17 protein-coding genes, 1 pseudogene and 1 riboswitch are annotated in these 18,689 nt (G+C 45.9%); of the genes and pseudogenes, 3 read left to right on the plus strand and 15 right to left on the minus strand.

Annotated elements, in window-relative coordinates; translation table 11 throughout:
* Nucleotides 1-21: 21 nt before the first annotated feature.
* The 6 genes from D4N35_RS02205 to D4N35_RS02230 form a co-directional block, all read right to left on the minus strand.
* The gene (locus D4N35_RS02205) at nt 22-1,215 is read right to left on the minus strand and encodes a bifunctional 3,4-dihydroxy-2-butanone-4-phosphate synthase/GTP cyclohydrolase II (RefSeq protein ID WP_120069298.1); all 1,194 of its coding nucleotides are present in this window, start codon (nt 1,213-1,215) and stop codon (nt 22-24) included.
* Between the two features lie 18 nt (nt 1,216-1,233).
* Nucleotides 1,234-1,881 carry a riboflavin synthase gene (gene ribE / locus D4N35_RS02210; RefSeq protein WP_120069300.1) on the minus strand — a complete coding sequence of 216 codons (648 nt, stop codon included), beginning with the start codon at nt 1,879-1,881 and terminating at the stop codon, nt 1,234-1,236.
* Nucleotides 1,882-2,979, minus strand: coding sequence for a bifunctional diaminohydroxyphosphoribosylaminopyrimidine deaminase/5-amino-6-(5-phosphoribosylamino)uracil reductase RibD (gene ribD, locus D4N35_RS02215; protein WP_120069303.1), 1,098 nt, complete (start codon nt 2,977-2,979; stop codon nt 1,882-1,884).
* Between the two features lie 162 nt (nt 2,980-3,141).
* A riboswitch (FMN riboswitch) is annotated at nt 3,142-3,285 on the minus strand.
* 483 nt (nt 3,286-3,768) lie between these two features.
* Nucleotides 3,769-5,046, minus strand: a complete 1,278-nt coding sequence (aceA, locus tag D4N35_RS02220; protein WP_120069306.1) for an isocitrate lyase — start codon at nt 5,044-5,046, stop codon at nt 3,769-3,771.
* A gap of 126 nt (nt 5,047-5,172) precedes the next feature.
* On the minus strand, nt 5,173-5,466 hold the full coding sequence (locus D4N35_RS02225; RefSeq protein ID WP_120069309.1) for a hypothetical protein: 294 nt from the start codon (nt 5,464-5,466) through the stop codon (nt 5,173-5,175).
* Between the two features lie 162 nt (nt 5,467-5,628).
* Nucleotides 5,629-7,812 carry a malate synthase G gene (locus D4N35_RS02230; RefSeq protein ID WP_120069312.1) on the minus strand — a complete coding sequence of 728 codons (2,184 nt, stop codon included), beginning with the start codon at nt 7,810-7,812 and terminating at the stop codon, nt 5,629-5,631.
* Nucleotides 7,813-8,688: 876 nt separating this feature from the next.
* On the opposite strand from D4N35_RS02230, the gene D4N35_RS02235 reads away from it, so the two are divergent.
* Nucleotides 8,689-9,798 carry a mandelate racemase/muconate lactonizing enzyme family protein gene (locus D4N35_RS02235; RefSeq protein ID WP_120069455.1) on the plus strand — a complete coding sequence of 370 codons (1,110 nt, stop codon included), beginning with the start codon at nt 8,689-8,691 and terminating at the stop codon, nt 9,796-9,798.
* Nucleotides 9,799-9,872: 74 nt separating this feature from the next.
* Here D4N35_RS02235 and tatC read toward each other — a convergent pair whose 3' ends face one another.
* The 9 genes and pseudogenes from tatC to D4N35_RS18630 form a co-directional block, all read right to left on the minus strand.
* A complete protein-coding gene (tatC, locus tag D4N35_RS02240) occupies nt 9,873-10,709 on the minus strand; it encodes a twin-arginine translocase subunit TatC (protein ID WP_120069314.1) in 837 nt (278 codons plus the stop codon).
* 17 nt (nt 10,710-10,726) lie between these two features.
* Nucleotides 10,727-10,918: a twin-arginine translocase TatA/TatE family subunit gene (gene tatA, locus D4N35_RS02245; RefSeq protein ID WP_120069317.1), complete on the minus strand. Its 192-nt coding sequence runs from the start codon at nt 10,916-10,918 to the stop codon at nt 10,727-10,729.
* A 21-nt stretch (nt 10,919-10,939) separates the two neighbouring features.
* Entirely contained in the window at nt 10,940-12,649 is a 1,710-nt protein-coding gene (locus tag D4N35_RS02250) for a GMC family oxidoreductase (RefSeq protein WP_120069320.1), read from the minus strand.
* Between the two features lie 13 nt (nt 12,650-12,662).
* A complete protein-coding gene (locus tag D4N35_RS02255; RefSeq protein WP_120069323.1) occupies nt 12,663-13,409 on the minus strand; it encodes a gluconate 2-dehydrogenase subunit 3 family protein in 747 nt (248 codons plus the stop codon).
* Nucleotides 13,410-13,533: 124 nt separating this feature from the next.
* Complete coding sequence (locus D4N35_RS02260; RefSeq protein WP_120069327.1) at nt 13,534-14,469, minus strand: dipeptidase; 936 nt, start codon at nt 14,467-14,469, stop codon at nt 13,534-13,536.
* 20 nt (nt 14,470-14,489) lie between these two features.
* A pseudogene (locus tag D4N35_RS02265) lies at nt 14,490-15,134 on the minus strand (SDR family oxidoreductase).
* A gap of 39 nt (nt 15,135-15,173) precedes the next feature.
* Nucleotides 15,174-15,383: a copper chaperone CopZ gene (gene copZ / locus D4N35_RS02270; RefSeq protein WP_120069330.1), complete on the minus strand. Its 210-nt coding sequence runs from the start codon at nt 15,381-15,383 to the stop codon at nt 15,174-15,176.
* A gap of 19 nt (nt 15,384-15,402) precedes the next feature.
* Nucleotides 15,403-17,796, minus strand: coding sequence for a heavy metal translocating P-type ATPase (locus tag D4N35_RS02275; RefSeq protein ID WP_120069333.1), 2,394 nt, complete (start codon nt 17,794-17,796; stop codon nt 15,403-15,405).
* Nucleotides 17,797-17,849: 53 nt separating this feature from the next.
* Nucleotides 17,850-17,948 carry a metal-sensitive transcriptional regulator gene (locus D4N35_RS18630; protein WP_164876265.1) on the minus strand — a complete coding sequence of 33 codons (99 nt, stop codon included), beginning with the start codon at nt 17,946-17,948 and terminating at the stop codon, nt 17,850-17,852.
* A gap of 160 nt (nt 17,949-18,108) precedes the next feature.
* Here D4N35_RS18630 and D4N35_RS02285 point away from each other — a divergent pair, with 160 nt between their 5' ends.
* Both D4N35_RS02285 and D4N35_RS02290 read left to right on the plus strand, forming a co-directional pair.
* Nucleotides 18,109-18,183, plus strand: a complete 75-nt coding sequence (locus D4N35_RS02285; RefSeq protein ID WP_164876267.1) for a YjcZ family sporulation protein — start codon at nt 18,109-18,111, stop codon at nt 18,181-18,183.
* Nucleotides 18,184-18,291: 108 nt separating this feature from the next.
* A complete protein-coding gene (locus D4N35_RS02290) occupies nt 18,292-18,573 on the plus strand; it encodes a hypothetical protein (RefSeq protein ID WP_120069341.1) in 282 nt (93 codons plus the stop codon).
* Nucleotides 18,574-18,689: the final 116 nt, after the last annotated feature.

Below are 18,689 nucleotides of genomic sequence, written 5' to 3' on the forward strand. Positions count from 1 at the left end.
CTCTTATCTCTCCTCAGCTATTTAAAATGTAAGCAAATGTCCGAGCTTTTCTGCTTTTGTTTTCAAGTATTTTTCGTTTTCACTTTTAAAAGGCAGCTGGATCGGCAGCCTCTCGGTTACCTCGAACCCGAAATCCGAAAGACTGGAAACTTTCCTTGGATTGTTAGTGAGCAGTTTGAGTTTCTTGACTCCTATGTCTTTCAGCATTTGTGCGCCAATGCTAAAGTCGCGAAGATCCGCCGGAAATCCGAGTCTTTCATTGGCCTCCACTGTATCAAGCCCTTCTTCCTGCAGCTTGTATGCTTTTAATTTATTAATGAGCCCGATCCCTCTTCCCTCCTGGCGCAGGTATAGGAGAACCCCGGCACCTTCTTCTTCAATCCGCCTCAATGCAGATTGAAGCTGCGGGCCGCAATCACAGCGGCAAGATCCGAATACATCCCCCGTCAGGCATTCAGAGTGCATCCGTACTATGACAGGTGTATCCGGCTCAATATCCCCTTTTACAATGGCCAAATGTTCTTTATAATCAAGCACGTTTGAGTAGGCAATGATCTTGAAATCACCGTATTCAGTCGGCAATAGGGCTTCCGCTTCCCTTTTGACGAGCTTTTCCTTGGCGTTCCTGTATAAAATCAAGTCTTTGATTGTAATCATTGACAGCCCAAATTCATCAGCCATTTTTCTTAAGTCGGGAGTACGTGCCATCGTTCCGTCATCTTTCATGATTTCACAGATGACGCCGGCCGGCTTTGCCCCGCAAAGTTGAGCCAGATCAACAGCCGCTTCCGTGTGGCCGGGCCTTTTTAATATCCCTCCCTCTTTTGCTATGAGGGGGAAAATATGGCCCGGCCTTTTAAAGTCCCCGGGCTTAGCACCCTCTTCCAGCATTTTTAAAATCGTTTCCGAACGTTCAAATGCACTGATGCCTGTGTGGGAATCAATATGATCAACACTGACGGTAAACGCTGTTCCAAAAGGGTCGGTGTTTTGGTCGGCCATCTTCGGCAAATTCAATTCCTTCGCTCTCTCTTCCGTTATGGGCATGCAAATGAGGCCTCGTCCTTCCTTCGCCATGAAATTGATCACTTCAGGAGCTGCCTTTTCAGCCAGCGCAACAAAATCGCCTTCATTTTCCCTGTCCTCATCGTCCGTTACAATGATCACTTTCCCATTTTTCAATTCTTCCAGGGCTTTTTCAATTGAATCAAACATACTGTCACTCCCTCCTTTTTAACCGATGAAGCCATTCTCCAATAGCTTATCCATCGTGATTTCGGTTTTTATTTCCTTTCGGCTTTCCAGCATGTGATAAATGTATTTGCCGAACATATCGAATTCTATATTGACTGGGTCGCCGATGTTTTTTTCTGCAAGAATCGTTTCCGCTTGTGTGTGCGGTACCAGGGAAATTGTTATTTTTTCACTGTCTGTTTCAAAAATCGTCAGCGATGTTCCATCTATTGCAATCGATCCTTTTTCCATGACAAACACTTGGAATTTCTCTGGTATTTGGATAACCATATAAAGTGCGTTTTCCATACTTTTTTTACTTATAAGGGTGCCGGTTCCATCGACATGCCCGCTGACAAAATGTCCTCCGAACCTGCCGTTGGCAGCAATCGCCCGCTCAAGGTTCACTTTTGAACCTGGTGAAAGCATGCTGAGTGACGTCACATTGAATGTTTCAGGCATGACATCGGCCTGAAACGTTGAGCGGGTAATTTCCGTTGCAGTAAGACAGACACCGTTTACCGCGATGCTGTCGCCCAGCTGGATGTCTTCCAGGATCTTTTCTGCCTGGATATGGACAGTGAAGGACTTCGCCTTTCGTTCAATTCGCAGAACAGTACCGATTTCTTCTACAATTCCTGTAAACATTCACTTTCCCCTTTCCACCGGTTCAACAATTAATTTTATGTCAGGACCGATTTGTTCGACTGATTTAAATGCCAAGGGAATACTGTCTTTTACTACTTGTTTGGGGATTCCACCAAAAGCCGGCGTCCCTTTTCTGTCATTCAATAATTTCGGTGCCATGTACATGACAATTTCCTGAAAAAAACCGGAATCAACGAATGCGGAATGGACGGCGCTTCCTCCTTCGACAAAGACGGAAAGGATTTGCTCCTTCCCCAGCCAATTCAGGAGCGGTTCGATTTCAATTTTCTCTGAAGGCATCTTTTTCACTTTGACTCCTTTTTCCTCAATGGCACGACGCTTTTTTTCATTTGTATGCTTTCCGCACACGATGATCGTCGGAGCCGCATTGTCATTTAAAAGATTGCATTTCATAGGAATTCTCAAATGAGTATCTAAAACAATTCGAATGGGATTTTTTCCACCCTGGGGCAGTCGGGTTGTAAGATGGGGATTATCCTGAATCACAGTATTGATGCCGACCAATATTGCATCGTGGCGATGCCGGTAATGATGGACATCAAGCCTTGCCTGATCAGATGTGATCCATTTGCTGTCTCCGCTGGAAGCCGCTGTCTTTCCGTCAAAAGTTACAGCGGTTTTTAATGTAGTGAATGGTTTCCTTGTCTTAATAAAATGAAAATAAAATTTGTTCAGATCTTCGGCTTGTTGACCGTAAATTCCATATTCCACCGAAATTCCGGCTTTCTGAAGCTTTGCCACACCATTTCCGGCAACAACCGGATTCGGATCCAGGCCCGCTATGAAGACGCGCCTGATTTTTTTCTCAATGATCAAATCAGCGCACGGCGGCGTCCTTCCTGTATGTGAACATGGCTCAAGAGTGACATAAAGATCGGCGCCCTCCGCCCTTTCGCCGGCTTGTTTCAAGGCGTTGACTTCAGCGTGCGGCTCGCCTGCTTTCATATGTGCGCCCATGCCGAGAATCTGCCCGTTTTTGACAACGACACAGCCGACCGCCGGATTCGGACTCGTCTGCCCGACAACGGATTCCGCCAGCTGTATGGCCAATTTCATATAAAAATACTTGTCTCCCATAGTGCCTCCTTTCAATGATCGACGGAAAAAGCCCCGAAACATTGTTTCGGGGCGCAAAAACAGCAATTTTAAATAAGCGTCATGAAGCTTTGACAAAAAGATTTTTAACAAAGCCTAAATAAACATGCCATTTTATAAAAAAATGCACGAGAAACAGACGCCTTTTTCCTTCTCCCATCCAGACTTTCACTGTCGGCTTTGGAATTTCACCAAATCCACCGGATCGTTGCCGAGCCGGGTCACGGACTAAGAGACACTTGTCTCATCACCGCCGGTCGGGATTTTCACCCTGCCCCGAAGGAAAAAACTATTCGAATGTTTGTATTATAACATACAAATATATTTTGCAACCCCTGACTTTTTTCGTGATTGTCAAATGATCAATAGAAATTGGGATAAATGGCTAATCATTGGTCCAATCCGCCATTGACCACGCTGAGGCTTTTCGACCATATCCGGGCATTGGTCCCGCCTGCCAATGACCACGCAGGCGCTTTTTCATCGTAGCCGGGCAATGGCCAATTTTTCAGAACAAAGGTGCAAGCGCCTGTTTATCGACGTACAGACTGGAGCGCTTCTGACGAGATAAAGGAAACACGCGCAGCGCAGCGGAGCGATGTTGACTTATCGTAGGAAGAAGCGTGAAGTCTGCTAGTCGATAGGCGCTGGAGCCGGACGCAGCACAAAAAGATAATGAATTATCAACAACCTAAGCGCTTTATAATTTCCTATACTACGAAGGAAAACCCCCTTGGGTGTACCTTTTCCCAAGGGGGCCTTTCGCTATTTTTATGATTGGAACTGCGCTTCCTCTGTTGATCCTGCCAATGCGGTTGTGGAAGAGGTTCCTCCTGAAATGACCATTGACACTTCATCGAAGTAACCAGTACCAACTTCACGCTGGTGGCGTGTAGCTGTGTATCCTTGCGCCTCGGAAGCAAATTCTTCCTGCTGGAGTTTGGAATAGGCAGCCATGCCGGAATCTTTGTAGCCGCGGGCCAATTCGAACATGCTGTGGTTGAGGGAGTGGAAGCCTGCAAGTGTAACGAATTGGAATTTGTAACCCATTTTTCCCAGCTCTTGCTGGAAGCCGGCAATCTCTTCATCGCTCAGCTTGCTTTTCCAGTTAAAGGAAGGTGAGCAGTTATATGCAAGCAGTTTGCCCGGGAATTTTTCATGAATGGCTTCTGCAAAACGCCGTGCCTCCTCGAGATCCGGTTCAGCCGTTTCACACCAGATGAGATCGGCGTAAGGCGCATAGGCAAGACCTCTTGCAATTGCCTGGTCAAGTCCCGGATTTGTGTAATAGAACCCTTCCGGACTTCTTTCGCCTGTCAGAAATTCGCGGTCATACGGGTCGACATCACTTGTAATCAAGTTAGCCGCATTCGCGTCAGTCCTTGCGATAATGACAGTAGGCACATCCATGACATCTGCAGCAAGTCTTGCCGCGATTAAGTGGCGCACAGCCGTTTGTGTCGGTTGAAGAACTTTACCGCCCAAGTGTCCGCATTTTTTCTCGGAAGCCAACTGGTCTTCAAGATGGACCCCACCAGCCCCTGCCTCAATCATAGCTTTTGTCAATTCGAATACGTTGAGGGGGCCTCCGAATCCTGCCTCCATATCTGCTACAATGGGAGCAAACCAATACGTATCGCCTTCTCCCTCTGCCTGCTGGATTTGATCTGCACGCTGCAGTGTCTGGTTGATCCGTTTGACGACCTGCGGAACACTGTTGGCAGGATATAAACTTTGATCCGGATACATCTGCCCTGCTAGGTTCGCATCTGCGGCAACCTGCCAGCCGCTTAAGTAAATTGCCTTGAGGCCTGCTTTTACCTGCTGCATTGCCTGGTTCCCTGTCAGAGCACCCAGCGCATTTATATAATCTTCCGTATTGATCAAATTCCAAAGCCTTTCGGCCCCCATCCGCGCCAATGTCTGCTCAATGACGACCGATCCGCGCAGTTTCACTACATCCCCGGCGGAATATGGCCTTTCAATCCCTTTCCAGCGTTCTGCTGCCCAGCTTTCTTCAACTTGGCGGATTTGTTCTTCTCTTGTCATGATAAACCTCTCCCATTCTACGTTTTAATATTTGATCAACAGATTGATTCAATCAATCTATTATTCACCTGTAATATATCTGTTTTTCGATATTTATAATGTTATATAACATATAAGGCAAAAAAATTATTCAACGTTCTCGCAGCATTGAATGACTTCCTTAAATGTTTGATGCTCCATACCGCATTTGCTGCAAATGTTTTCAATTTCCAGTTTCTCTTCCTCCCTAATAACGACCACTTCTTTCGCTGCGAGCGGCTCAACATCAAACGAACCTTCAGCATTTCTTTTTAAAGTCAGCAATTCGTTTCCGAGGACGAAAGTTGTACCATTCATTTCTTCAACCGTCTTCCCTTTGATCAGCTCTTCCAAAATCCACTCTTCGATAAAGTCTCTTTCTGCTGTTTGTTTCGTTTGCATGTTCTCCACCTTCTTTTTTAATAAGTTGATATTAATATATAACAGAGTTGTTATTTAGTCAACTGTTATAATACAATATTTTTTAAAATATTTTTCATTTATTTTCTTTAGCAAACTTTCGGGCCTCTTCAAGGCCGTATGACCAGCCTTGAAGAGGCCGCCCTATGCCTGCTGTATTGACATTTTCTGCTTGAATTCAAGACGGCGGCTGTGAAGGATCGGTTCCGTATATCCATTTGGCTGCTCTCTTCCGAGCAATACAAGGTCGCACGCTGCCTGAAAAGCAACAGATTCCTCGAAATTATCCGACATCGGTTTATAATGCGGATCTCCGGCGTTTTGTTCATCGACAACTGCCGCCATACGTTTCATCGTTTCCAGAACCTGCTCAACGGTACAAATGCCATGGTGAAGCCAGTTGGCCATATGCTGGCTTGAAATTCTCAGTGTTGCGCGGTCTTCCATCAGACCGACATCATGGATGTCCGGAACTTTGGAACAGCCTACGCCCTGCTCCACCCACCTGACAACATACCCCAATATTCCCTGTGCATTATTATCAAGCTCCTCCTGGATCTCTTCATGTGTAAAATGAGTGTTGGATGCAAGCGGAATATCCAATATGTCATCCTCTACATCCTTGATTTCCTTTGACAGATTGTGCTGGATTTCCCAGACATTCTTTTGATGGTAATGCAGGGCGTGTAATGTAGCAGCAGTCGGGGAAGGAACCCACGCTGTATTGGCGCCTGCCTCTACATGTCCGATTTTTTGTTCAACCATCGCCTTCATCTGATCGGGCATGGCCCACATTCCCTTACCGATCTGTGCGCGGCCCGGCAGCCCTGTCTCAAGCCCCGCGAAAACATTCGACTGTTCATATGCCTTGAGCCACCTGGATGCCTTCATATCATTCTTTCTGATCATCGGCCCCGCTTCCATCGATGTATGGATTTCATCGCCTGTACGGTCAAGGAACCCTGTGTTAATAAAAACAATCCGGTCTTTGGCTTCTTTGATGCAGGCTTTCAAATTTAGCGATGTCCGGCGCTCTTCATCCATAACGCCCATTTTCAGCGTATTTCGTTCGAGTCCGAGCAGATCCTCGACACGGTCAAACAGCTCATTGGCAAAAGCGACTTCTTCGGAACCGTGCATTTTGGGCTTAACAATATAAACAGATCCTTTTTCAGAGTTCTTCCGAGCGGTATTTCCAAGAAGATCGTGTTTGGCTATTAAACTAGTGATTACGGCATCAACGATTCCTTCCGGCACTTCTTCTCCGTTTTGATCCAAAATGGCCGGCGTTGTCATCAAGTGCCCTACATTCCGGACAAGCTGGAGTGAACGGCCGCGAAGGGAAAATTCAGTTCCATCAGGTGCCGTATAGATGCGGTCTTCATTCATTACCCGGTTGATTGTTTTGCCGTTTTTTTCAAAAACGGCACCGATTGTTCCCTTCATCAGCCCAAGCCAATTTCGATAAACAAGGACTTTGTCTTCCGCATCGACTGCTGCAACCGAATCTTCGCAATCCATAATGGTAGAAAGAGCCGATTCAATTAAAAGATCTTTTATCCCGGCAGAATCAGTCCGGCCGATCGGATCTTCAGGATCTATTTGTATTTCAACATGAAGACCGTTGTTTTTAAGTAAAATGGCACTCGGATTTTCCGCTTCTCCCTGAAATCCGGCAAACTTCTGATGATCCTGCAGCTTCACACTTTTGCCGCCCCGGAGCTCTATCGTCAAATGGCCTCCGGAAATGCTGTACTTGACCGAGTCATGATGGGAACCTTCCTGTAATGGGGCGATCTGATCCAAAAACTTTCTTCCGTAATCAATCACTTTTTGGCCCCGAAGCGGATTATAACCGCTTGTCAGTTCCGCTCCGTCCGCTTCATCAATGACATCAGTTCCGTAAAGGGCATCATATAAGCTACCCCATCTTGCATTGGCGGCGTTTATGGCATATCTTGCATTATTTACAGGCACGACCAGCTGCGGGCCTGCTTGGGCGGTAATTTCTTCATCCACATTTTTTGTTGTAATGGTGAAATCTTCAACCGGCTGTTCCAGATAACCGATTTCTTTGAGGAACGATTTGTATTTTTTCAAATCAACCGGCCCTCTGTTATCCTGATGCCACTGATTGATTTTCTCCTGCAGGCTTTTCCGTGTTTGTAAAAGCTGCTTGTTTGTGGGCACAAGATCTTCAATGATGCGGCTAAAGCCTTTCCAAAAGCTTTTGCTATCCACCCCGGTATCAGGCAATGCCTCCTTTTCGATAAACTCATGCAAAATGGACGCCACTTTCAGCCCATTTACATTCAAGTAGTTCTCCATTCCTCTCTCCTCCTCTGTACTAAGCAAAAAACTCCGTTGTGTTATACATCAGATGTAATTAACTGAAATTATTATATAACAACTCCAACAAAAATAAAAGCCATTTTTACACTAATCTTTTATTATTGAATTTTACGATACTTATGCGAGGAACATTTTCCATATCCTTGATTTGCCCGGCCAAAAATTTTATATTATGCTAAAAACGCCAGGTCCGATTTCCGGCCATTGTATTTGCTCCTTAAATCGGCGGTTTTTTTTCAGAGAGAAAGCATAAAAATTTTTAGCTTTAAAATTTTGAACAAAGCCTTTTGTTGTCTAGCTTCGACGGACAGGAGGTCCTAGTGCCGCCGGCGCCACAGGACGTGGCGCTTTAAGGCGGCCAGCGCCTATCGACTAGCAGACTTCGCACCTCTGGTGCTCCTGCGCCATAGCTTATCAAGGAAGCCTTGTTCAGCTCGTCGCAAAGCTCAGGAAGCCTCTCGAAGAAGAAGCTTTCCTACGATAAGTCAACATCGGCTCCGACGGACAGGACGTCCTAGTGCAGGTAAAGCGACAGGATGTCGCTGCTTGAGCCTGCCGACGCACAGGATGTGCTAGTGCAGGCGAAGCGACAGGACGTCGCTGCTTGAGCCTGCGTTCCTCGCCGTGTTGTCCGGCTGCGAGTGCCATCGGCGCAAGGATTAAGCCAATCGCTGCTGAAGGCAAACTACGCCTTCGCAAGCGTAGTCTAGCTTTGCGCCGATAAGCAGGCACTCTCCGCCTTTCCTTATCCTTTATCTCGTCGGAGGCACTCCAGTCTGTACCTCGATAAACAGGCGCTTGCGCTTTTCTTATTCAAAAAATCATTACTGTAAAATGAAGGGATTGATCGTCATAAAAATCGAAGCCATACATATTCATGCTGTCCATTTACCTTTGTACAGCCCTTTTATTGTGAGCTATGGTATCTTTCACCATATGCCCACCATCATCGTCAAAATAGAAACGGATGAAGGCATTATAGGTTACGGGGAAGCTTTGCCGGACGAATACGTGACCGGCGAGTCTTTTGAAAGCACGTATTACCTTTTAAAACATACTCTCGCTCCGTTGCTGATCGGCAAAAACCCGATGGAATTTGAAAAGATACACGATCTGATGAATGGGACAATTTATGCAGTTCCTGCGGCAAAAGCCGCATTGGACATCGCCTGTTTTGATGCTGCCGGCAAAAAGCTCGAACAGCCTGTCTACCAGTTGATTGGCGGGCGTTATCACGAAAAATTTCCGATCACCCATGTTTTGAGCATCGCAGAGCCGCAGGAAATGGCTGAAGAAGCAGCAGCCATGATGAAACAGGGCTACAACTCTTTTAAAATGAAAGTCGGTACGGCAGTACAGAAAGATGTCGAGCGGATTCAAGCTGTCAGAGAAAAAGTCGGCAAGGACATTGCCATCCGTGTGGATGTAAATCAAGGCTGGAAAAACAGCGCCGCCTCCCTTGTCGCGATTCGTTCATTAAAAGACTTGAATATCGATTGGATAGAACAGCCTGTAGCAGCCGATGATATCGACGGCATGGTTGAAATCAAATCAAAAACCGATATTCCAGTCATGATTGACGAAGGTATGAAAGGGCCCCGTGAACTGCGGGAAATCATCCGGAAGCAGGCTGCGGACAAAGTCAATATCAAGTTGATGAAATGCGGAGGCATCCTTCCGGCAGCAAAGCTTGCATACCAAGCCGAAATGGCCGGCATTGAGTGCCAGGTCGGATCGATGGTGGAATCATCGATCGGGTCAGCCGCCGGTTTCCATGTCGCTTTTTCCAAGAAAAACATCACAAGTGTTGAACTGACCGGACCATTGAAGTTTTCTCGGGATATCGGAAACCTTAAATACGACGTACCTTTCATACAGCTTAATGAAGAGCCGGGGCTCGGCGTGGAGGTCGACGAGGAAACTTTGGAGGAATTGACGCAGTTCAAGGACGTTGTCCGTTAAGGGGTTTGAAGGTATTTACGGCAAATAACATAAGCTCCAGGAAAGGAATTTTCCTTTTTCCCGGAGCTTTTTTCTCATTCCGTGGAGACAACTTCTGTTTGCTGAGCGGTCTCCTGCCTTGCTTCCATCCGTTTTACAATATAGATACTCGCTTCGTATAGTAATGCCATCGGGATCAGCACCATCAACTGGCTGATAAAATCAGGGGGTGTGATCAAAGCCGATACAACCGCTATGGCCAAATACGCCCATTTTCTCACTTTTTTCATTGTTTCCGAGGTCAACACCCCGATGGATGCCAAAAACATGGCGACAATCGGCAGTTCAAATAACAAGCCAAGCGGCACAGTCGTCATAATCAGGAAGTGTACGTATTCCTGTGCCGAAACGATGACATCAAAATTCATTGCACCAAAATTCATTAAGAAATGATAGCTTAAAGGATTGACAACAAAGTAGCCGAAAGCGACCCCCATAATGAATAAGAGAAACATTGCGGGTGAATATAATCCAAGAAATCGAATCTCATTGGACTTCAAGCCCGGCTTAACAAACTGCCATATAAAATGGACGAGAAACGGCAGCGACAATCCAAGCGCAAGAGTCACACAAATAGAAGTGTAAAACTTGACGATTTGAAAAGGGCCGAAAACAACAAGCTCATTCCCTTTCGTCACATAAGGGAACCAATAGTTCATCGTTGTAAAGACAACAAGGAGAAATACAACAAACACAGCCAGACTTTTGATCAACTGCTTGCGAAGATCGGCTAAGTGCTCAACCAAAGCTTCCCCGTTCGTTTCTTCCTCTTGCTTTTCTTTCCGATAATAGGGACGATCCATATTGCGGTCTTCGGGCTTTTTGTCCAAGGGACTGAGAATTTTTCTATCCTGTTTCGTATCTTGTCCCATTCAGCGCACCTTCTAAATCAAATCTCTTTTTTATTCTCTTGCTTTGAGGTATCATCGTCGTCCATGATTTCCCGGGTCGATTTTTTAAACTCTGACAGCGTTTTCCCCATGGCTCCGCCAATCTCCGGAAGCTTTTTCGGCCCGAAAATAATCAAAACGATGACCAGAATAATAATTAGTCCTGGTACTCCAATCTGTGAAATGCCCATCTCTGAACGCCTCCTTTTGTATTAAACAAGACTTCCGCCTTTTTTGCTGTATTTTATGATGCCTTCCGCACATCTGTAAGCCAATGCGCCGACAGTGCCGGTAGGGTTATAACCACTGTTATGGGCGAAATTTCCGGCTCCGACTACGAATAGATTATCGGCATCCCAATGCTGCAAATAGTTGTTTACAACACTTGTGGCGGGATCCGCTCCCATTGTCGTGCCGCCCGTGTTATGGGTTGTCTGGTATGGGACGATATCATAATCTGTCAATACGTTTTCAGGGACAACCTCTTTTGCTCCCATATCTTTCATAATTTCAGCGGACCTTTCCGTCGCAAATTTGTGCAGGGCACGGTCCTGATCGGTAAAATTATAGGTCATCTGCAACAGCGGCAGGCCGTATGCATCTTTATATGTCGGATCAAGCGACAAATAATTTTCCTTAAATGGCAGCGATGCACCCTGGCCACCCACAAACAATGTCCGTGTGTAGTAGTGAATGGATGCCTTCTTGAACTCCTCGCCCCAGAGTGGAACATCCGGCGGGACCGGGTTGCTTGCAATCGGCCTGGATCCCGACTGTGTAATCCAGATTCCGGCGCCGTGGAGAAAATCTTCTTTGCTATGGTCAAAATTGTCGCCGTTGAAATCGTCCATATACATCCCAAGTGCTCCTGCTCCCATGAATGTATTCATTTGATCATCAAAAAAGCCTGTCGCTCCGGCGTTCATTTGATAGCAATAGTTTCTGCCAAGCGTTCCTCTTCCTGTGTCAGGGTCATACTGTTCGCCGATGTCGGATACCATCAGTAGTTTGGCATTGTTCAATACATAGCTTGTCAGCACTACTATATCTGCAGGCTGGATGTATTCCTGCCTTGTCGCTGTGTCGATATACCTGACACCTGTAACCTTGTCGCCTTTTTTCAAGATCTCAACGACATTGGCGTTTGTCCGGACTTCATAATTGCCGGTCTTTTCCGCTGCCGGAATCACTGTTATTTCCGGGGAAGACTTCGCCCCGTACTCACATCCGAATCTTTCGCAAAACCCGCAATATTGACAGGCGTAAATGGTCTGCCCGTCCGGATTTTCATATGTTTCGGACAAGTTTGCAGATGGCATCATATACGGATGATATCCCCTGTCCTTCGCCGCTTTCTCAAACTTTTGCAGTATAGGCGTCTTTTTCATCGGCGGCGTCGGATAATCATTGGACCTTTTTCCCCCAAGCGGATTGGTTTCACCGGAAATCCCCGCTGTCTTTTCAAATTTATCAAAGTAAGGCTCCATTTCATCGTATGTAATACCCCAATCCTGAAGCAAAAAGCCGTCAGGAATCTTATCTTTTCCATATTTCTTTTCCGTCATGCTTCTGATTTCAAAATCGTAAGGCAAAAATCTGAAAGTCCATCCGTTCCAGTGGGTTCCAGAGCCGCCAAGGCCTTCGCCCAATAAAAATGACCCCATCTGTCTCATGGGCAGTGCTTTTTCTTTGCGGGTATTTCTGAATGTGATCGTCTCTTTTGACAAATCCTGCATCAAATCATAACGGATGGCATACCGATACTCGTCGTGAATCCGCTGATAGTCCTGGGTCCCTCTTCTTTCCCCGCGTTCGAGGCCCACCACTTTCAATCCTTCCTTTGCACACTCGGCTGCTACGATGCCGCCTGTCCAGCCGACCCCAACGGTTACAACATCCACTTTATCCAAAGTTTTAGCCATGTCCTCAACTCCTTTAATGATCCATACTTGCCAGTGACTGGGGATTGATTTTTTGAAATTTGTCACTGTCCACGACGTTTATATATGCTGCCTGGTGACCCGGGAAGTTTTTCATCCTCCAGCCGTCCATATTGTTATTGCCGCCGTATATCGGGTCTGCGTAGGCTCCTTCCAGTGTTGCAGACCTGAGCAGCGTAAAAAAGAAGTCGGATGTGATTCCATCCATTTTCACTTTTCCTTTTTGGAAGTCCGTCAATATTTCATCCATCTGATCGGCTTCTAAATTGGCAAAACCTTTTTTAAAACGATTTTGCGCTTCTTTGTCCATCGTTTTGATTCCAAGCAGAAAAGCCTCCTGACGGTTCATCGGAGTTTGATAACCCTGGGTGATTTCCCCAATATCAAATGGTCCCTGCATATATTCCCTTGCATTCAAACCGTAGCTTCCGGCAAGCTGATTGTCGATAAAATACGGGACACCCAGTTCGATGGCACCGGGACCCAAATCATCCTTTGGAAAAATCCGTTCGGTTGCCTGTGATAACACTTCAAAGTCATTGTAATTTTTGAAAAACTGCAATCCTTTTGGGCTTGACCTGTCTTTGCCGGTTCCCTGATCCTTTCTCGCAGTATCGGGTTGTTTGTTCGCGTTATATCCGATCAATCCGCCGAGCACACCGCCTCCAATCAACGTTCCTGTCGCAATTCCGGAGGTTTTCAGGAAATCGCGGCGCGTCAAGCCCTTATCTTTTTCTGACATTTTAACAGCCTCCTTATTTTCCTATTTGATTACCAAACGGCAAATAAAAAAACCGCCATAGGACTAATATTGCCCATGGCGGTTTTAATCATACTTTTTTTTACATTTTTTTCATTAAGCCCGCTCAGATTTTCCAATTTGAGACCGTTTCTAAAAAGTTTTGGCCGGCGAATCCCCGTACTTGATCCTCCGAGTAATATTTTAAAAGCTCATTGATCAGATTTTGGTATTTTGATGCATTTTCCAAACCGGCAATATGTCTATCGATTCCGTCAAAATCAGAACCGAATCCAATATGGCGAACTCCGCCGAGCGAACAGAAATGATCAATATGTTTGATGAGATCCGGGATGGTCACTATTTCTTTTTCTGCTATGAATTCAGGAAAAAAAACAACATGGACCATGCCGTTTTTTTCAAAGAGGGCTTCAGCCTGCCTATCTTTCAAATTTCTTGGATGGCTGCATAGTGCCTTTGCATTGGAATGGCTCGCAATTGGATAATCCGCAAGGTCCATCACGTCCCAAAAGGACCTCTCACTTAAGTGGGAAACATCTGTAAGCATCTTGCGCTGATTATTAAAACGAACAACTTGCTTTCCAAAAGTTGTAAGACCCGCTCCACGCGGCTCTTCCGCCCCATCCGCAGCCAGGTTGGCATAATTCCAGGTAAGACCAGTAGAACGGACCCCCATATGATTTAGAAGACTGAGTTTCTGCAGGTCATTACCAATGCAATCTATCCCTTCAAGTGTAAGCACAGCCCCTGTTTGGCCGGGTTTTAAATCCAGAATATCCTTCCAGCATCTGATCTGGATGATGTCGGGGTTATTTTCCAGGATTTCCGTATAGTAATAATTGATTTGCTCAAGGGCGGACTGAAATTGCTCTGTTGTCTTAATTTCCGGTGGAATGAAAACAGCGAAGCACTGAACCTTCACATTTCCCTTTTTCAAACGTTCCTTATTTGCATCAAGTTCAGGTGAATCATTGAAACGAAGCTTACCCTTGCTTTCCCACAGCTTCCATAAAATATCACAATGAAGATCGATGATATTCACACGCACCCCGCCAATTCCGGTTAGATTCTTTTTAACGCTTCTTCAATAGGAGTGTCGCCGGAGACAAGATCGAACGATTTATTATGAGTATGCTCTTCTTTTAAACATGCAACAACTGCCTTGGCCACATCTTCACGTGGAATGATGCCCCGTTCTGTTTTTTCACCAGCACTTACTTTCCCGGTCCCGGGCTCGTTCACAAGACCGCCGGGCCGCACAATCGTTTAGGTCAAACCGCTTTGTAATAAGGCTTTGTCAGCGTAATGTTTGGCTGCGTAATAGTGTTTGATTTTTTCATTCCAGTTTTCACGGTTGTTCGCCTGGAAAGCACTGACCATAATAAAGCGATTAACGTTTGCCAATTCGGCTGCTTCCACCGTTTTGACCGCTCCATCCAGGTCAATAAGCAGTGTTTTGTCTGCTCCGGTATGACCGCCTGAACCGGCTGTGAAAACGACGGCATCACAGCCCTTCATAGCCTCTGCCAATTCATCGACACTGCCTTCCAGGTCTGCCAATACCGCTTCTATCCCCTTCTCCCTGAAGGCTTCGGCCTGTTCTTTGCTTCTAACCATGGCAATACCGGTATAATCGTCGCTGTCTTTCAATAGTTTCATAATATGACGGCCGATTTGTCCATTTGCACCCGCTACAAAAACTTTCACTTGAACACACCCCTTGTTATTTTTGACTTTGGCTGATCCCTATTTGCCCACATCATATCCCTGGTCTTCTACGGCTTCTTTCATTTTGCCGATATCCGTTTTGGAACGATCATAGGAAACTTTAACAGTTCCTTCATCCAGGTCTGCCTCGGCTTTTTCAACCCCTGCTAGGGCTGTTAATGCTTTTTCAACTGATTGTTTGCAGTGTCCGCATGTCATTCCTTCTACTTTTAATACGGTTTCTTGCATGTTCAATCTCCTCCTGATTTTATAATTTTACTCTTTTTAAACGCAGTGAATTGGAAACAACTGAAACCGAACTGAAGGCCATCGCCGCTCCAGCAACCCACGGGGCCAACAGTCCAGCCGCCGCGATTGGAATTCCGGCTGAGTTATAGGCAAGGGCCCAGAAAAAGTTTTGGTGAATATTTCTCATCACTGCATGGCTGAGGCGGAATGCTTTTGGTATGAGAAGCAAATCTCCTCCGAGAATTGTCAAATCAGCAGCTTCAATGGCAACGTCTGTACCCGTTCCAATGGCGATCCCTACGTCAGCGAGTGCAAGCGCCGGGGCATCGTTGATGCCATCCCCTACCATCGCCACCGTTTTCCCTTGAGCTTTCAGCTCTTTTACCTTTTCCGCTTTTTGTTCCGGCAAAACTTGCGCATAAACACGATCAATACCGACCTGGCCCGCAATCGCCTTCGCAGTTCTTTCATTATCTCCTGTCAGCATGAGGACTTCAATGCCCTCTTCCTTCAAACGGCTGATGGTCTCTTTTGCATGGTCTTTCACGGTGTCCGCAACTGCCACTATGCCTGATAATTTTCCGTCCACAGCAATAAACATGACTGTTTTCCCCTGGGTCTCCAATTCTTCAGCCTTTTTCACTTTTTCCTGATATAAAACAAGATTGTCGCTCATCAGCTTTCTCGTTCCGACCAAAATTTGGCGGCCATCTATCACAGCCCTGATTCCGTGTCCTGCGATTGCCTGAAATTCCGTTACCTGTTTCATTTCAACGCCTTGCTCTTTTCCATACCTTACAATGGCGTCCGCCAATGGGTGTTCGGAGGCATTTTCGGCAGAAACGAGATAAGCCAGAACATCCTCATCATTACAATCAATATCTGTTACCGAAGGTTTTCCCACCGTAATTGTGCCAGTCTTATCCAAAATGACCGCATTCACTTTATGCGCCATTTCCAAATGCTCGCCGCCTTTGAACAGGATGCCTGTTTCCGCCCCCTTGCCGGAGCCTACCATGATCGATGTCGGGGTAGCCAGTCCAAGAGCACACGGACATGCGATGACAAGAACAGTGATCGATGATTCAAGCGCTTTGGCAGCATTTCCGGGTTCCACAATCATAAACCAGGCCAAAAAGGTTAAAACGGCTATACCTACTACGATCGGTACAAATACCCCGGATATTTTGTCTGCAATCCGCTGGATAGGAGCTTTGCTTCCCTGAGCCGCTTCAACGATTTTAATAATCCCGGCAAGGGCCGTATCCTTCCCGACTTTCGTTGCTTTTATCCGGATCATGCCTTGCTTATTGATTGTCGCTCCAATAACCTCTTCACCCGGCCTTTTTTCTACCGGGATTGATTCGCCTGTGATCATCGATTCGTCGATAGCCGCTTCACCAAAGATCAATTCTCCGTCTACAGGTATTTTTTCACCCGGCCGGACAACGATAATATCTCCTGCTTTTACATCCTCCACAGGTATTTGCTCTTCTTCTTCCCCTCTCAGCACGCTCGCATTTTTTGCCTGCAGGCTTAATAAGTGGGAGAGAGCTTCAGTTGTTCTTCCTTTCGCCCGCGTTTCAAAAAGCTTGCCAAGCAGAATCAGTGTAATCAGCACTGCACTTGTTTCAAAGTAAAGATGCGGCTCATATCCCGGATGAAGCCAAGCGCGGATCCCTTCCAGTACACTGTAAAAGAAAGCCGCGGATGTACCAAGCGCCACTAGGACATCCATATTGGCACTCTTATTTTTTAATGATTTATAGGCACCTCTGTAAAATTGTCCCCCGATATAAAATTGGACCGGCGCCGCCAAGATGAACTGAAGCCAGGGGTTCATTAAGACAGCCGGAACCGGAAGGGCCAAATTGCCAGGCAAATGTCCCAGCATCGTATAAAGCAAAGGCAAGGAAAATAGGGCGGAAAGAATGAATTTCTTTTTTTGTTTCTCGTATTCCTTCGATTTGGCCTCTGTTTTTTCTGCCTGAGTCGTCTTCACTTTGGCATCGTATCCGAGTTTTTGGATTTTTTCAATGATATCCGAAGCAGTTGCTATACCTTGCTCAAATGCTACGGATGCGGTCTCGGCAGCAAGATTGACTGTTGCCGATTGGACTCCGTCCATTTTATTCAGTACTTTTTCAATTCTTGCTGAACAGGCTGAGCAGGTCATTCCATATATATCTAAATCAAGCTGTTCTGCTTTTACCCCATATCCAAGGTCTTCTATTTTTTTCGCAACGTCCTGAGCAGAAACTTGCTCATCTGTAATCGTCACAGATGCCTGTTCCAAAGCAAGATTGACATTCGCTTCAACTCCCGGCATTCTGTTCAATACCTTTTCGATCCGGTTCGAACAGGCTGCACATGTCATGCCTTCTATAGGTATGTCCAATGATTTGTTGGGCATATCGGATTCCTCCTTTCTTAATCATGTCTTGACCAGTTGATTGACAATCTTCATCATTTCTTCAATGGTATCATCGCCTTCTCCGATTTGATAGCATCTGCAACACAATGATGAGCATGCTTTTCAAGCTGCGTTAAACCCACCTGTTTCAAAGCCGAACTGATCTTTTATAAATAACATACCCCTAGATGGTATTTTAATCAAGTCTTTCGCATTGGAATTCTTTTATGCATTATATTTGTCCAAGCAATAGGCACTGCTTGTTCATACAATATTCCAGGAGAGATAAGGAGGTGTTTATTCATGAGTGGAATGAGAATGGGTTTCGCTTTGATTGTTGTCCTGTTTATCCTATTAATTATTGTCGGGACATCTTACGTTTATTAAGACGTTTTGGAAGCGCCGTCGGCGCTTCTTTCTAATGTATAGGAATCCTCATATCCTGTGAAAGTTAAGGATATACTATCAGTTATTATGATAATAAGGTGTGATCAAATGGAGCCATTTCCGGTCATACATACAAATTTCTGGGATTCAGTCATTGCGGTCCCGGCCGTATTGATTGCCACCCAGTTCATCAAGATCCTGCTTCCGATTCCGCGAGTTCTCATTCCGACTGTAGCCAATATTCTCGGATTGGCATTCGCTCTCTTTATCGCCCATCGATTTAATTTTTGGGGAGCCGTCTTTATGGGTTTTTTTTATGGAAACGCCGCTGTCGGCGTATATGCATCATTAAAAACTTCCTTGAAAACTTACCGGGACTCGGAAAATTAGAAAAGCGCAAGCGCCTTGCCCATCGACGTACAGACTGGAGTGCCTCCGACGAGATAAAGGAAACACGGCGAGGAACGAGCCGATGTTGACTTATCGTAGGAGGAGGTGCGAAGTCT

This window comes from Siminovitchia fortis (assembly GCF_003605365.2).
GTDB lineage: Bacteria > Bacillota > Bacilli > Bacillales > Bacillaceae_C > Siminovitchia > Siminovitchia fortis.

What these genes read in the sequence shown, in the direction of transcription:
- D4N35_RS02230 (WP_120069312.1), bottom strand. Translation starts at nt 7,812, where the DNA reads ATGGAGAACTACTTGAATGTAAATGGGCTGAAAGTGGCGTCCATTTTG.
- D4N35_RS02250 (WP_120069320.1), bottom strand. Translation starts at nt 12,649, where the DNA reads ATGGCTAAAACTTTGGATAAAGTGGATGTTGTAACCGTTGGGGTCGGC.
- ribE (WP_120069300.1), bottom strand. Translation starts at nt 1,881, where the DNA reads ATGTTTACAGGAATTGTAGAAGAAATCGGTACTGTTCTGCGAATTGAA.
- tatA (WP_120069317.1), bottom strand. Translation starts at nt 10,918, where the DNA reads ATGGGCATTTCACAGATTGGAGTACCAGGACTAATTATTATTCTGGTC.
- D4N35_RS02255 (WP_120069323.1), bottom strand. Translation starts at nt 13,409, where the DNA reads ATGTCAGAAAAAGATAAGGGCTTGACGCGCCGCGATTTCCTGAAAACC.
- D4N35_RS02290 (WP_120069341.1), top strand. Translation starts at nt 18,292, where the DNA reads ATGGAGCCATTTCCGGTCATACATACAAATTTCTGGGATTCAGTCATT.
- ribD (WP_120069303.1), bottom strand. Translation starts at nt 2,979, where the DNA reads ATGGGAGACAAGTATTTTTATATGAAATTGGCCATACAGCTGGCGGAA.
- D4N35_RS02205 (WP_120069298.1), bottom strand. Translation starts at nt 1,215, where the DNA reads ATGTTTGATTCAATTGAAAAAGCCCTGGAAGAATTGAAAAATGGGAAA.
- tatC (WP_120069314.1), bottom strand. Translation starts at nt 10,709, where the DNA reads ATGGGACAAGATACGAAACAGGATAGAAAAATTCTCAGTCCCTTGGAC.
- D4N35_RS02275 (WP_120069333.1), bottom strand. Translation starts at nt 17,796, where the DNA reads ATGCCCAACAAATCATTGGACATACCTATAGAAGGCATGACATGTGCA.
- aceA (WP_120069306.1), bottom strand. Translation starts at nt 5,046, where the DNA reads ATGACAAGAGAAGAACAAATCCGCCAAGTTGAAGAAAGCTGGGCAGCA.
- copZ (WP_120069330.1), bottom strand. Translation starts at nt 15,383, where the DNA reads ATGCAAGAAACCGTATTAAAAGTAGAAGGAATGACATGCGGACACTGC.
- D4N35_RS02225 (WP_120069309.1), bottom strand. Translation starts at nt 5,466, where the DNA reads ATGCAAACGAAACAAACAGCAGAAAGAGACTTTATCGAAGAGTGGATT.